This is a genomic window from Paenarthrobacter sp. 10N417, from assembly GCF_056394745.1.
Genome location: NZ_JBFTIL010000002.1, coordinates 229838 through 242921, shown reverse-complemented (window position 1 = coordinate 242921; position 13084 = coordinate 229838). Strand labels below are relative to the sequence as shown.

Here is a 13084-nt window from a genome sequence, read left to right as displayed (position 1 = left end):
GTCAGTTGGCGTTGGCGTTCCCATACTCCACACGCACACTGCCATCATCGCGGAGTACCACCACCCGGCCCTGGGCAAGCGTCCATCCGTCGTTCAGTAGAAAGATTCTTCCGCCGCTGACCACCAGCAGTCTCAGGCCTGTGTACCGGTACAGCGGCACGGCATCTGTACCAGCTGACTCCTCATGGACGTTGGGCGCTGTCACGGCCAACCGCTCCTTGCTGTACACCACGGCTGTTGGAAGCAGACTGGACCGTTCCTGGTAATCGATGGCTGCGCCCCGCCCAAGGGCTTGCGCGTAATCAGAGGTACCCCAGAAAAGAAGCAGGGTGACCAGGACAAACACCAGGGATCTCTCGAGCGAGCGCGGAGTCGTGGCGCGGAGTCCCCGTTGGGCCGGATCGGCGGCCCGCCGGCGCACGCTCAGTCCCCATGCCCCAACCAGCAAGCCGGCGGCGATGAGGAAGGGTGCATAGAGCAGGATCCGTTCCGGCTGGGTCACGATCGCCACCCACATCACGGCCGCGTAGGCGAAGCCGAGAACCAGTACCACCAGGGCGGCTCTTCGAAGAAGTGTCTGGTAGCGTGCGGCGCCCAGGAGTCGGGAAACGAGCCTATCCACCATGAGCCATAACAACCCGATCACCACGAGCCAGGCCAACGGCTGGAACAGCGACTGGATACTCCGCAGGATAAAGTCCTGCACCGTGTAGCCAAACAGGCTGACGTCCAGGCCCATGGCCTTTGCCTGGGCATCCGTACGTGCCCAGCCGAAGTAGACCAACAACGCCGTGGCCACGGTCAGGGGCGGACCAATGACGGAGAGGACGTCCAGGGTCCGCTGCCAGCGGTTGTTGACCAGGCTCCGCTCCTCGGCTTCTTGTGACGCAGCGGGCTCCTGTGAGGCAGCGGACTCCTGGGGGACGCTCATGGAGTTGCCGTTGGGGAGGCACCAAAGGAAGGAATGGTTGGCGGGCCGCTCTGCGTGGGTCCATCACTTGGCCGGGTTCCAGGCGTTCCACCCGGGCCCGTGCTGGTGGGCGTGGAATCTTCATAGAAGAACGTCACTGTTCCGCTGATGTCCACGGTGTCCGTGATGGAAATGCGGACGGAGTCGCGGCCGTCGGACGGCGGCATCCTCAGGTATAGCGTTTCGTAATCCCCGCCGCCGGCAACTATTTCGGGAGCTGCCGGGACGCCGTCGAACAGGATGTCCCCAACCCTGACGTAATAGCCATCCAGCCTGACGACAGTTCCGCCTGTTCGGGGGCCGGAGGCACGTGCTGTGCCGGCCACTGGCCTCAGGCCGTTGTCTACCACCGTGAGGCCGCTCAAGTGCCGAGGGCAAGCTTCACCCGGGGCGGTCTGAGGCTTTAGTGGAACTCCCGGGTTGCTGCGGTGTTGGGCGATCGCAGAGGCTGACGTTGCGGCCACCGTGAACTCAAGACACTGGGTCTGCGGTATGCGGGGTGTTGCTGCAACGGCGTTCGAAGCCCGCTGCCAGTCCTGCTGGGCACCGCTTTGCAGTGCCTTGCAGACAGCGGCGCCGGCCTGCCACACGGCAGCATCTTCCGCACCTTCCAGGCTCTGGGCGAGGGCATCGCATTGGAATTGCTGCAGCAGGAGATAGCGCTGACCGGACGAGGGATCGTTGGGGCCCACCGGCCCAATGGGTACCCAACGCACCACGGGCGCTTCCGCCTGTGGAGCCCCGGGTCCGGCCGGACCGGCGGGCTGCCCGGCAGTAGGATCGACGGCGGTGGGAACCGCTGGTGCTGTTGCGGTGGTGGCGGGAGATGCCGGATTGGGAGAAGGACTACTTGGTGAGCCAACGTTGGGAACGCAGGCAGAAAGTGCCAGCATCAGGACCGGAACCAGCGCCAGTCCGATGAGATGGCTTCGGGAATGGCACTTCATGACAGCCCCACATCTGCCGGATCACAATCACGCAGTGATGTAACTTCACTGCTGATTATTCTCCCGAAAGGACTTTGCTGCCAGAGAGGCCGTTACTTTCCGAAGTAGGGCACGATCAAGTAGATGCCGAACAGCACGGCCAGTCCGCAAACGCCGAAACATACGACGGCCAGGGAACGGATGAGTCCAGGCGACTTCTGCTGGGCGTCACCTGCAATTGCGGTGAGGCGTACTCCCAGGGAGTAAAGGACCACCAGTGTCACGGCAGCAACGAGCGTGACGCCGGCAACCTGAAGCAATTCCAGCCACTTCATCGCTGCACATCCTTGTTGTTGACGGACTTTCGGGTTTTCTTCTTCTTGCTGAACTTGACGGCGTGGCCGGCCTCCTCGACTTCCACTGCGTTGTGGTGGCCGACATGGGATTTACGCGAGGCAACAAACATGAAGACGACGGCGGCGCTACCGACGACCGCGGCGATGACCACACCCACGACGCCGATATTCACCAGGAGCGCGGTGAGTCCACCCACGATTGCCGACGCGGGAAGCGTGAACAGCCATCCCAACGCAATCTTTCCGGCGGTGCCCCAGCGCACCGAGGTGCCCTTTCGGCCCAGTCCGGAGCCAATAACCGAGCCGGAAGCGACCTGGGTGGTGGAGAGCGCGAACCCCAAATGGGAAGAAGCCAGGATGGCGGAGGCCGTGCTGGTCTCCGCCGAGAATCCTTGGGCAGGCTTCACTTCGGTCAAGCCCGAACCCATGGTGCGGATGATGCGCCATCCGCCGGCGTACGTACCGATGGCGATCGCCAGGGCACAGGCGGTCACGACCCAGAACTGTGGGCCGGATCCCGGCGCCTGCGTACCTGCGGCGATGAGGACCAGGGTGATGATGCCCATGGTCTTCTGGGCATCATTGGTGCCGTGCGCGAGGGCGACGAGGCTGGACGTGAAGATCTGGCCTGTCCGGAAACCGCCGCGTTTCTGCGTGAGCTTGTCGCCCGTTTCCGGGTCATGGCGGGACGTCAGCGCGTAGGCCAGGCGCGTGCAAAGGTATGCCACGGCGCCGGCGATGAGTGGTGCGAAGACAGCTGGCAGGATCACCTTCTGCAGCACTGTTTCAAAGTTGATGGAGTGTACTCCGATACCCACCACGGCGGCGCCGATGAGGCCGCCGAACAGTGCGTGGGAGGAACTGGAGGGCAGGCCCTTAAGCCAGGTGACCATGTTCCAGAGGATTGCACCCATCAGGCCGGCAAAGATGATGTCCGGCGTGATGTGGATACCGTCCGAGCCTTCCCGGATGAGTCCACCGGAAATGGTTTTTGCCACTTCAGTTGATAGGAACGCCCCAACAAGGTTGAGCACGGCAGCCAGGGCAACCGCCGTCTTGGGCTTGATCGCCCCCGTAGCGATAGGCGTAGCCATCGCATTGGCTGTGTCGTGAAAGCCGTTGGTGAAGTCAAAGAATAGGGCCAACGCTATGACAAGCGCGACCATGAAGGTGATTTCCACCTGTTGCCCAATCTGCAGAGTCGACGTTCAGCAGTTCCACTTCCCCATACCTGCCATGCACAGCATAGTTCAGCCAATGTTCAGCTGACTGGACTTGCCGCACTCTATCCGGCGGGCTTGAAACCTTAAGAATCCTACGTGCCAACCACCGAGCCGACAAACATTTACCGGCGCTTCGCTCAACCGAGGAAGGTCCGGACCGCGGCAAGATCGCTGCGGGAGAGCCCCTTACGCGGATCCGGTGAGATGCAAAGCACACGGTCCTGGTGGTATTCGGCCCAGGAACGGGCGTCTGACTCCTGGCCAAGTTGGTCGTCCAGCCACACGAAGCGCTCAGCCCCAATCGCGGCCAGGTCCTTCTGGAGCGCGCCGAGTTTCCACCATTCCGGGCTTTGGTCCCACCCCTGGCTGGAAAGGACAGGCCAATCCTCGCCCTTCAGCCCAATGGCAGGACAGAGGAACTCCGGGGCAAGGCGCTCCCACGTGGTGAGCCATACAAAGCGGGCGGAGGGATGAGCCGCGAGCTCGTTGAGTTCGGCCACTGCCTCTGGCGCGAACGCGACGTCAAGGATTCCGGCGTCGGCGATTTTCCATTCGCCGCCCCAATCAGTGACGCCTTGGGGTCCGAACGGGTTCACCACGCCGTCGACGTCCAAATATATGGACACCGGCATGTTGGAGGCCATGGCTGTCCTCCCTTCCCCCAGGTTCTTGTGTATCAAGCCCAGCGTACGGTACCGCGGAGAACTTCAGGGGAAGACAGGGGCAACAAAATCATTGTCTTGACGTTCGTCATGGAAGTGATAATCTCGAAGATATGGAAAAGCCCCCAGTCCATTCCCCCCAAAGTGTCCGCCACATAGAAGACTCAGTGCGCACGGATTTCCGGCATGCGATGTCCTATGGCGGCTACCTGGACCTGGACCACCTGCTCAGCTCCCAGCATCCGCTCAGCCAGCCGGAGCACCACGACGAACTGCTGTTCATCATCCAGCACCAAACCAGCGAGCTTTGGCTAAAGCTGGTCCTGCATGAGCTGCTGGAAGCGCGCAGGCTCTTTGACGTTGACAATCTTGGCAAGGCCCTGAAATGCATCGCCCGCGTCAAGGCCATCCAGCGCACCATGACAGAACAGTGGTCGGTCCTGGGTACGCTCACGCCCCGTGAATATGCCCAGTTCCGCGGCTTCCTGGGCAGCTCCTCAGGTTTCCAGTCGTACCAATACCGTGGCGTTGAATTCCTGCTGGGCAACAAGAACCGTGGCATGCTGCGGGTCTTCGAAAGCGATCCCGAGGCACATGCTCTACTCAGCAGGCTTCTGGAGGAGCCCACGTTGTACGACGCCTTCCTGGCAGTACTCGCCCGCGCCGGATACGACATTCCGGCAGACATCCTTGAGCGGGACACCAGCGAGCCGTGGACCTTCCGCAAGGATCTGGTGCCCATCTTCCAGAAGATCTACGAATCGGACGATACCCAGTGGGGACTGTACGAGGCGTGCGAAGACCTGGTGGACGTCGAAGACAATTTCCAGGCCTGGCGCTTCCGCCACCTTCGTACGGTCCAGCGGACCATCGGGTTCAAGGTAGGCACCGGCGGTTCCTCAGGTGTCGACTTCCTCAAACGTGCCCTTGATCTCACCTTCTTCCCCGAGCTTTACGCCGTCCGCACTGAGATCGGCAACTAACAAACTTCCGGACACCACTCCCCAGGAGGGAACCATGACTACCGCCCAGCAGACCCAACGGCCAACGTCGGCCGAACTGGACGCCGCAGATCCGCTCGCCGCCCAGCGTGAGGCCTTCTACACGCCCGACGCCGGGCAGCTCACCTCTTATCTGGACGGCAACTCACTCGGGCGCCCGTTGAAGGTAACTGCTGCCAGCCTGCAGTCGTTTGTCCAGGATGCCTGGGGCAGCCGCCTGATCCGCGGCTGGGACGAACAATGGATGGATGAGCCTACCCGCGTGGGCGACCGCATTGGCGAAGTGGCGCTTGGTGCGGCGCCGGGGCAGGTCACTGTGGGCGACTCGACGTCGGTCATGCTCTACAAGCTGATCCGGGCAGCGGTAGATGCCCAGCCAGGGCGTGACGAGATCATCATTGACCGCGACAACTTCCCCACGGATCGCTTCATCATCGAGGGGATCGCCAAGGAACGTGGGGCAAGCATCAAATGGATCGCGGCCAACCCCTCCAGTGGCGTCCGTGCCGCGGATCTCGACGGTCTCCTGGGCGAGCGGACCGCCGTCGTGGTTCTTAGCCATGTGGCTTACCGCTCCGGGTTCCTTGCAGACGCGAAAGCAATCACGGGCAAGGTGCATGCCGCAGGAGCCCTCATGCTCTGGGACCTGTGCCATTCCGTAGGTTCCGTGCCGTTGGAACTTGATGCTTGGGACGTTGACCTGGCCGTCGGCTGCACCTACAAGTACCTCAACGGTGGTCCGGGCTCCCCCGCGTTCGCATATGTCAACGCCTCACGGCAAGACGCGCTCCAGCAGCCAATTTGGGGCTGGATGGGGGCGGACAATCCGTTTGGCATGACGGATTCCTACCGCCCCGCAGAGGGAATCCGCCGGTTCATCACGGGTACTCCTCCGGTTCTTGCCATGCAGCCAATCAAGGACATGGTGGAACTGATCGCCTCCGTGGGCATGGATGCGGTCCGGGAGAAGTCCGTCAAACTAACGGAGTACGCGATTGCCCTCGCCGAAGAACTCCTGGTGCCACTTGGCGTGGAAATCGTGAGCCCCCGCGACGCTGCCGAGCGTGGCTCGCACATCACAGTGGACCACCCGCTCTTTGCCGACGTCACAGCCAAACTGTGGGAGCAGGGCGTCATCCCTGACTTCCGTCCCCCGCATGGTCTGCGCATCGGCCTCTCTCCCTTGAGCACGAGCTACGCCGAGGTTGAGCTGGGAGTGACCGCTATCCGCGACGCCCTCGCCGAACTGCTGTGAGTGCCGTCCTTGACGATATGGACTCCCGTCCCGGGAGTACCACATCGTTGCTGCGAACAGTCATCGGCTTGTACTTGCGGGAAGCCGGCGGATGGATGTCGGCCAAGGACATCGTCGTCCTCATGGAGGCCCTGGGCACATCCGGGACAGTGACCCGGACGGCCCTGGGCCGCCTCCGGAAGAAGGACGTGGTGCTGCAGGAGACGCGCGACGGGATACCCGGATTCACGCTGACCGAGGGCGCGGCCACCATGCTGGCCCGCGGCGACCGCCGCATTTACAACCCCATCAGCATGTCACCGTCCGATCCATGGTGCCTGGTGTCCTTTTCGATTCCGGAGACCGAGCGGGAGAAGCGCCATCAGCTGCGGCGAAGGCTCCACTGGATTGGGTGCGGGACTGTGGCCGCCGGCTTGTGGATTTGCCCGGATACCCTTCGCGGCGAGGTGGAGGAAATCCTTGCCGACCTCGGACTCCGAGGGATGGCAACCCTCTTCGTAGCGCAAACCCCACTGGTGGGCGGCACCCTCCAGGACGCTGCGTCAGCTTGGTGGGATTTGGATTCGGTGGCGGAGCTGCACAAGGATTTCATCCGGGAGCACGGCGCCGCTGTGCCTGAACCGGACAGCGGCGTGATCGAAGCGACCCAGGGGGCCTTTGCCAGGTACGTCCAATGCATCGACCGCTGGCGGATTATCCCGTACCTCGACCCCGGGCTGCCCGGCACATTCCTGCCTGAAGACTGGCCCGGGGCCGAAGGCACTGCGTTGTTCAAACGGATTGTGGAGGCCTACGCGGAACCAAGCGCGGAGTTCGTGCGCCGCACCTTGGAGGGAAGCGCGATGGTTACTGTTTCCTAGCGGCCACCCCAAGCCAGTACGGCGAGCCGAGCTCGTCGATGGGCGTTCTTGCCGTTTCGCGGGAGAAGAAAGCTGCCACTGCTGCGATGAGCATGCAGAGGACCGCGAAGCCCGCTACCGGTAGCCAGCCGTCGTGGCCCTTACCCAGGAGGAGTCCGGCGATCAACGGTCCAAATCCAGCGACCACCAAACCAAGCTGGTTTCCCAAAGCCATGCCGGAATAACGGACCGGTGAGGCGAACAGCTCGGCGAAGTAGGCTGGCCAGATGCCGTTGAAGCAGGAATAGAGCAGCGTCATGTTGGCAAATGCTGCAGCAAAGACCAGCAAGATGTTGCCGGTGGACAACGCGGCGAAATAGGCGAAGATCGTGACCGAGCAGCCGAGGGCAGCCGTCAGGAGAAGCGGCCTGCGCCCCACTCTGTCAGAGAGCTTCGCAGCCAAAGGCATCACGAACATCGACAATCCAATAGCTACGGCGTTCACCGTCAGGATCGATGCTTTGTCAAAGCCCGCCGATCCTGTGGCGTAGGAGAGGCCAAACACCGTGAATATGGTTTGCATGACGGACATGATGGACATGCCCACTACCCTGATCACGTCCCCGGACTGGAAGCGCAGGACCTCGCGGATCGGCATCGGTGCTACCGCTTGGCGGTCCTTTGCTTCCTCGAATACCGGCGTCTCGTCCAAATGTGTGCGCACCCAGTAGGCGATGGCCAGGACCACGATGGACAACCAGAATGGAATGCGCCAACCCCAGCTCATGAGTGCTTCAGTGGGCAACGCAGCTATTGGGATGAACACGAGCGTTGCGAGGACCATTCCGGAGGCGTAGCCGGTCATCACAAAACTGGTGAAGAAGCCACGGCGGCCCTCCGGGGAGTGTTCCAAGGTCAGGGTAGAGGCGCCCGCTGATTCCCCACCGGCCGAGAAGCCTTGTGCCAGCCGACCAATCACCAGCAGGATTGGCGCCCAAATGCCGATCTGGCTGTAGCTGGGCAGGAAACCGATGCCCAGGGACGCGGTGCCCATCACCCCCAGGGTGATGAGCAGGACCTTCTTCCGGCCCAGCTTGTCGCCGAAGTGTCCCATGACCATGCCGCCTACCGGGCGGGCAACATACGCGACTCCAAAGGTAGCGAATGCCCCGATGAGTCCCATTGCAGGGTCCTCGGACGGAAAGAACAACGGGCCGAAAACCAAGGCGGCAGCCGAACCGTAGATGAAGAAGTCGTAGTACTCCAGGGTGCTTCCCAGAAAAGAGGCGAGTGCGGCTTTTCGTGGGGTCTTACGCAGCGCTTGGGGCTGCCGGGTGGTGCTTAACATAGCGATTCTCCTTTGAATGGCAGACCGGGCTTACAACTGAAAATCAACGGCGATGATCTGCTCGCTGTTGGGGAACGAGTACTTCTTCAGGGGCTCATGCAAGGGGTGGGTGTTGTAGACCTCGATGTCTTCCACGGCGTTGAAATCGGCCACAATGGCGTAGTCGAAGGAACGCCCGTGCTGGAGGATGTCCGGGCCGTGGGTGAGTGTCAATAGCCCAGGAACATTGCCGGCCATCCGGTCAAGGCCTTCGATCCAGGCGGCTTTGTCCAGCGCTGGGAAGTCAGGTTTGAACTTGAACAAGACCGTATGGCGGATCATGAGGCTACCTCGGCCGGGAGACCTTCATATTCTGCCGTTTGGTTCGCAAGAGTCCTGCCCGCCAGGTATCCCATGGTCATGATGGGGCCCAGGGTTGCGCCCGCTCCGGGGTAGCCGGCAGCGTAAGCATTTTCCGTGGTATTTCCGGCAGCGAACAGCCCGGAGATGGGTTGCCCGTCCACGTCCAGAACCCGGGCGAGACCATCAGTGGCTACGCCTCCGTTGCTGCCGAAGGCACCGTTGACTACCTCCATGGCGTAGAACGGACCAGTTTGTAAAGGCCCCAAGGAGGGGTTGGGCCACGGGCAGTCGTCGTCGCCCCAGTACTTGTCGTAGGCGCTTTCGCCACGGCCGAAGTCAGGGTCTTCGCCTTTGACTGCGAATTCGTTAAAGCGTTGGACCGTGGCTGCCAGATTCTCCGCAGGGACGCCGATCTTTCCGGCCAGTTCCACCAGCGTGGGAGCCTCGATCAGGTAGGCCGGCGTCGGCTGGCCCGCCCGGTGCGCCAGCACACCGTACCGCTCCAGGTAGCTGTGATCGAACACCACGTGTGCAGGGGTGTTCAAGGTCTGGTTGTTGGGCGAATCCCAGGACTGCAGGCATCGGGCGAGGTCGTTGTAGTTTTGGGCCTCGTTGGCGAACCGACGCCCGTGGCGGTTCACCATGAGCGAGCCCGGTCCCTGCCGTTCGAACCGGAGCAGTGTGCCAATGGGCGCGCCATCCCGTGTATCCCCCGTGATGGACATGGGAGCCCACCACGCCTCCCGGGTTCCGCGGGTTTGTGCCCCGATCCGCTGGGCCATCCTGAGTCCATCTCCCGTATTCGAAGGGGGCGAGCACATAATGTATAAGCGCGATGCCAGGAGCGAGTCCGCCAAGGCCTTGTCCCATTCGAAACCGCCGGTGGCCAGGACAACGCCGTCATTGGCGTGGAAAGCCTCACCCGACTCGAGCCTGACGCCCACTACCCTGCCGTCATCGTGCAACAGTCGATCACCGCGGGCACCGACCACCAACGAGGCACCGTCGCGGACCAAGCTGGCCAGCAACATCGCGATGAGGGCCTGGCCCTTGGCCACGAGGCCGTCCTCTTGCCGCTGGCTGAGCTTCTCCCAAGGAAATTTGGTGAAAGCACCCCACGTTTCGTATTCCTGCATGGTGAAAGGTGCCCGGCCGTCGGAGCGGACATGCTCTGCCAGCCCGCCAAGTGCTTCACGGATGTTGAAGAGCTCCGGTTCAACTGTCCTGCCGCCTGTGACGGATCCGGGGAGATCCTGACGATAGTCCGGAAAGTTCTCCAGGAAGATGAAGCGTAGTCCGCATTCGTCCTGGGTGAAGCGGAGCATCGCGTCCCCGTAGTTCAACGCGGCATCCAGCAGTTCTTCCCTGCCTCGGCCCCGGGCGACGGCCCGGACGTAGCGGGCGGCGTCGTTCTTGGAATCGCTTAGCCCGGCCGCACGGGCATGGTGGTTGTCAGCCACCCACAGCATCCCGCCGGACACTGCGGACGTACCGCCCAACAGTTGGGTCTTTTCAAGCACGACGACGGACTTGCCGGCGCGTGCGGCAGTCGCCGCTGCGGTCAAAGCGCCTGCACCGGAACCAACCACTACGACGTCATAGGTATCGGAACGTGTGCCGTTCAGGAATTTCATGATCATGCCTCTCTGGAAAACGGTGGTGCGTGAACGTCAGACAGCTGTATAGCCGCCGTCGATGACAAGCTCAGAGCCGGTGGTGAAACGGGATTCATCGGAGGCGAGATAGAGGACTCCGTAGGCTATTTCGTCCGGTTCGCCCTGGCGCGGTAGCGGGTTTCCGCCCACGAGCTGCTTGTAGTAGGCCTCGGGGCCGATATCGGACTGCTCAGCCGAGCGTTGGCTCATCCTGGTGTTCATGGAACCCGGGTGGATGGAGTTCACCCGGATACCGTGAATGCCGTAGGCTGCCGCATCGGACTTGCTCAGGAGCCGGACGGCACCTTTGGTGGCGTGATAAAGCGGGACATTGCGTCCACCGGTGATTCCGTGGATGGAGGAGAAGTTGATGATGCTTCCCGACTTCTTGTGGATCATCCCCGGGACGACGTACTTGGTCATCAGCCATACGCCTTTGACATTGACGTCAAAAATGACGTTGAAATCATCAAGGGTTGCAGTGTGGCTGGCTCCCGCTGGTCCGATGATGCCGGCAGCGTTGACCAGGACGTCCGGAGTGCCGAGGTCTGTGGTTACTTGCCGGACAGCCAGGGCGACGCTCGATTCATCGGTGACATCGACGTCGTACTCCTCAACTCCCGGGTGCCCGGGCCCGCTGCCCGTTCCTGCCCGGTCCAGGCTGGCGACCACTGCCCCGTGGTCCGCCAGCAAACGGGCTGTTGCGCTGCCCAGGTCACCCCTGCCGCCCGTGACCACGGCTACCTTGCCGGCCACGCGGCGTGCCGTCCTTGCTGGAATTGGATGCGCTCCAGTCTCCATGAACAACTCCTCCTGCCGCGGGATTGCGGCTGCTCAACCATCGATTCGACGCAGGGCAGCACGGAATAGCCCGTTGGGGCTGAAAATTGTGGTTGCCGGGCGAGCTGCCCTGCTTGAACTCCACTCTTCCAGCGACCTGTGAGTGGGAACACAACGTTACCGATGAACGGGAATCAGATATTGCCGTTGCTCTGCCGCAAGGTTCGTTTTAGTTCGCCGCGCMACCCTAAAGCACGTGAGATGCCGCGGGCCGCCGTCATCAACACAGGCACGCGGATGGCGGCATTTTCTTCATTCCGCGGTACGACGACGCTAAGGGCTGCCACCACTGTATTGGAGCGGTCAAAGACGGGAACGGCGATGCCGCTGGACTCCGGGACGATGATTCCGGGCATGGACGCGAAGCCCCGTTGGCGGATGCTTGCCAGATGGCGGCGCAGTTCAGCCGGATCGGTGAGCGTCGCATCCGTGAACTTTTCCAATGGCCGTGACAGGAAGAGGTCCTGGTATGCCGCCGGAGAGTGGGCCAACAAGACCAGGCCGGAGGAAGTCCCGTGCACCGGAAGGCGTCCCGCGACCTTCGTAATATCCACCATGGAATCCCTGGAGCCGATCCGCTCGATGTACAGGACTTCATCCGAATCCAGGATTCCCAGCGTTGTTGAATGCTGCACCACCGCCTGGACGTCCTCCATGAACGGCAGGGCAGCTTCACGAAGGCCGACCATCCGTGAACTTCTGGAAACGAGTTCCCAGAGCCGCGTACCTATGCGAACCTCGCTGTTGGTTTCCCTTTCCAGCAGCCCCTCCGCGAGCAGTTCATCGACCAAACGGTACGTGGTGGTGACGGGGAGCCCGGACCGGCGGGCAAGACCTGCCACACTCATGGTCCGGTGGCCGTCGTCGAAAGCTCCAACCAAGCGAACGACGCGGCGGATTACGGATTCGCCCGATTGCGAGTTGGCCATTTCAGGAGCCGGACTTCACACGTGAGACGAACCGGAAGCGGTCGCCGCGAAACGTGCTGCGCGTCCACTCGACGGGGACGCCTGCAGCGTCCCGCGCCAGGCGGTGGACCACCAGCAACGGCGCCCCCATTTCAATCCCGAGGAGCCGGACGTCCTCGGGCCCGGCAAGTGCCGTTTCCACGGTGTCCTCAACGTCGGAGATGTGGATGCCGTACATGTCGGCCAGGGCTGTATAGAGCGAACCGGCCTTCTCGAGGTTTGCCTTGAACCGCGGCAGCTTGCCTGGGAGGTAGGCGATCTCGTGGGCCAGCGGTTCGCCGTCGATTAACCGGATTCGCTCAAGCCGGGTGACAACAGCGCCGTCGTCGAGCCCCATGTGCGCCGCGACGTCGATGTCCGCCTTTGCTGTTGCAAGGGACAGAAGCTGCGAGTCGGGCCGAAGGCCTTGGTTCTTCGCGTCGTCGGAGAAGGAGGTGAGCTGCCGCACGTGGGTGATCTTTGGCGGCGCCACAAAGGTGCCGTGCCCTTGGATGCGGCCCAGTTTCCCTTCTGCAACCAGCTCGCTAATGGCCTGCCGAACGGTGGTGCGGGACGTCTTGTACTTCTCAGCCAGCGCCCGCTCCGTGGGAATGAGCGTGCCCGGCTGCTCTCCGGCGATCGAGGCAAGCAGCTCGGTCTTGAGGAGGTAGTACTTGGGCGTTGCCGGCGTGGCATTGGAGGACATATTGGACATCCTAC

General features: G+C 62.2%; 14 protein-coding genes. 3 read left to right on the top strand and 11 right to left on the bottom strand.

The window, feature by feature from the left end; genetic code table 11:
* Position 1 precedes the first annotated feature (1 nt).
* The 5 genes from AC1DCM_RS03555 to AC1DCM_RS03535 all read right to left on the bottom strand — a co-directional run bounded on the left by AC1DCM_RS03555 (position 2) and on the right by AC1DCM_RS03535 (position 4119).
* A complete protein-coding gene (locus tag AC1DCM_RS03555; RefSeq protein ID WP_477517315.1) occupies positions 2-931 on the bottom strand; it encodes a hypothetical protein in 930 nt (309 codons plus the stop codon).
* Positions 928-1917, bottom strand: coding sequence for a hypothetical protein (locus AC1DCM_RS03550; RefSeq protein ID WP_477517314.1), 990 nt, complete (start codon positions 1915-1917; stop codon positions 928-930). Before AC1DCM_RS03550 ends, AC1DCM_RS03555 begins: the two co-directional genes overlap by 4 nt.
* Positions 1918-2009: 92 nt before the next feature.
* Positions 2010-2231, bottom strand: a complete 222-nt coding sequence (locus AC1DCM_RS03545; protein ID WP_442005417.1) for a hypothetical protein — start codon at positions 2229-2231, stop codon at positions 2010-2012.
* Positions 2228-3433 carry an inorganic phosphate transporter gene (locus AC1DCM_RS03540; RefSeq protein ID WP_442015498.1) on the bottom strand — a complete coding sequence of 402 codons (1206 nt, stop codon included), beginning with the start codon at positions 3431-3433 and terminating at the stop codon, positions 2228-2230. The genes AC1DCM_RS03545 and AC1DCM_RS03540 overlap by 4 nt, the downstream gene beginning before the upstream one ends.
* A 179-nt stretch (positions 3434-3612) precedes the next feature.
* On the bottom strand, positions 3613-4119 hold the full coding sequence (locus tag AC1DCM_RS03535; RefSeq protein WP_477517313.1) for an HAD domain-containing protein: 507 nt from the start codon (positions 4117-4119) through the stop codon (positions 3613-3615).
* A 131-nt stretch (positions 4120-4250) separates the two neighbouring features.
* Between AC1DCM_RS03535 and kynA the strand changes: the two genes are divergently transcribed.
* From kynA to AC1DCM_RS03520, 3 genes are read left to right on the top strand one after another with little or no spacing between them, the layout of a single operon-like run.
* Positions 4251-5120 (top strand): tryptophan 2,3-dioxygenase, encoded by an 870-nt coding sequence (gene kynA / locus AC1DCM_RS03530; RefSeq protein ID WP_477517312.1) that lies wholly within the window; start codon positions 4251-4253, stop codon positions 5118-5120.
* Between the two features lie 34 nt (positions 5121-5154).
* Positions 5155-6393 carry a kynureninase gene (kynU, locus tag AC1DCM_RS03525; RefSeq protein WP_477517311.1) on the top strand — a complete coding sequence of 413 codons (1239 nt, stop codon included), beginning with the start codon at positions 5155-5157 and terminating at the stop codon, positions 6391-6393.
* Positions 6390-7253 carry a PaaX family transcriptional regulator gene (locus tag AC1DCM_RS03520; RefSeq protein ID WP_477517310.1) on the top strand — a complete coding sequence of 288 codons (864 nt, stop codon included), beginning with the start codon at positions 6390-6392 and terminating at the stop codon, positions 7251-7253. Before kynU ends, AC1DCM_RS03520 begins: the two co-directional genes overlap by 4 nt.
* Here AC1DCM_RS03520 and AC1DCM_RS03515 read toward each other — a convergent pair.
* From AC1DCM_RS03515 to AC1DCM_RS03490, 6 genes are all read right to left on the bottom strand, one after another.
* A complete protein-coding gene (locus tag AC1DCM_RS03515; RefSeq protein WP_442005423.1) occupies positions 7240-8580 on the bottom strand; it encodes an MFS transporter in 1341 nt (446 codons plus the stop codon). The genes AC1DCM_RS03520 and AC1DCM_RS03515 overlap by 14 nt on opposite strands.
* Positions 8581-8610: 30 nt before the next feature.
* Positions 8611-8901 (bottom strand): Dabb family protein, encoded by a 291-nt coding sequence (locus AC1DCM_RS03510; RefSeq protein ID WP_442005424.1) that lies wholly within the window; start codon positions 8899-8901, stop codon positions 8611-8613.
* The gene (chcC1, locus tag AC1DCM_RS03505) at positions 8898-10556 is read right to left on the bottom strand and encodes a 4-oxocyclohexanecarboxylate 2-dehydrogenase (protein WP_477517309.1); all 1659 of its coding nucleotides are present in this window, start codon (positions 10554-10556) and stop codon (positions 8898-8900) included. The genes AC1DCM_RS03510 and chcC1 overlap by 4 nt, the downstream gene beginning before the upstream one ends.
* Before the next feature lie 36 nt (positions 10557-10592).
* Positions 10593-11378 (bottom strand): SDR family NAD(P)-dependent oxidoreductase, encoded by a 786-nt coding sequence (locus AC1DCM_RS03500; protein ID WP_442015504.1) that lies wholly within the window; start codon positions 11376-11378, stop codon positions 10593-10595.
* A gap of 173 nt (positions 11379-11551) precedes the next feature.
* The gene (locus AC1DCM_RS03495) at positions 11552-12346 is read right to left on the bottom strand and encodes an IclR family transcriptional regulator (protein WP_477517308.1); all 795 of its coding nucleotides are present in this window, start codon (positions 12344-12346) and stop codon (positions 11552-11554) included.
* 1 nt (position 12347) lies between these two features.
* A complete protein-coding gene (locus AC1DCM_RS03490) occupies positions 12348-13079 on the bottom strand; it encodes a GntR family transcriptional regulator (protein ID WP_442015506.1) in 732 nt (243 codons plus the stop codon).
* Between the last annotated feature and the right edge of the window lie 5 nt (positions 13080-13084).

Excerpts from the sequence above, each read along its gene's own strand:
- AC1DCM_RS03555 (WP_477517315.1), bottom strand. The coding sequence starts at position 931 with ATGAGCGTCCCCCAGGAGTCCGCTGCCTCACAGGAGCCCGCTGCGTCA.
- AC1DCM_RS03550 (WP_477517314.1), bottom strand. The coding sequence starts at position 1,917 with ATGAAGTGCCATTCCCGAAGCCATCTCATCGGACTGGCGCTGGTTCCG.
- AC1DCM_RS03545 (WP_442005417.1), bottom strand. The coding sequence starts at position 2,231 with ATGAAGTGGCTGGAATTGCTTCAGGTTGCCGGCGTCACGCTCGTTGCT.
- AC1DCM_RS03535 (WP_477517313.1), bottom strand. The coding sequence starts at position 4,119 with ATGGCCTCCAACATGCCGGTGTCCATATATTTGGACGTCGACGGCGTG.
- kynA (WP_477517312.1), top strand. The coding sequence starts at position 4,251 with ATGGAAAAGCCCCCAGTCCATTCCCCCCAAAGTGTCCGCCACATAGAA.
- kynU (WP_477517311.1), top strand. The coding sequence starts at position 5,155 with ATGACTACCGCCCAGCAGACCCAACGGCCAACGTCGGCCGAACTGGAC.
- AC1DCM_RS03515 (WP_442005423.1), bottom strand. The coding sequence starts at position 8,580 with ATGTTAAGCACCACCCGGCAGCCCCAAGCGCTGCGTAAGACCCCACGA.
- AC1DCM_RS03510 (WP_442005424.1), bottom strand. The coding sequence starts at position 8,901 with ATGATCCGCCATACGGTCTTGTTCAAGTTCAAACCTGACTTCCCAGCG.
- chcC1 (WP_477517309.1), bottom strand. The coding sequence starts at position 10,556 with ATGAAATTCCTGAACGGCACACGTTCCGATACCTATGACGTCGTAGTG.
- AC1DCM_RS03500 (WP_442015504.1), bottom strand. The coding sequence starts at position 11,378 with ATGGAGACTGGAGCGCATCCAATTCCAGCAAGGACGGCACGCCGCGTG.
- AC1DCM_RS03490 (WP_442015506.1), bottom strand. The coding sequence starts at position 13,079 with ATGTCCAATATGTCCTCCAATGCCACGCCGGCAACGCCCAAGTACTAC.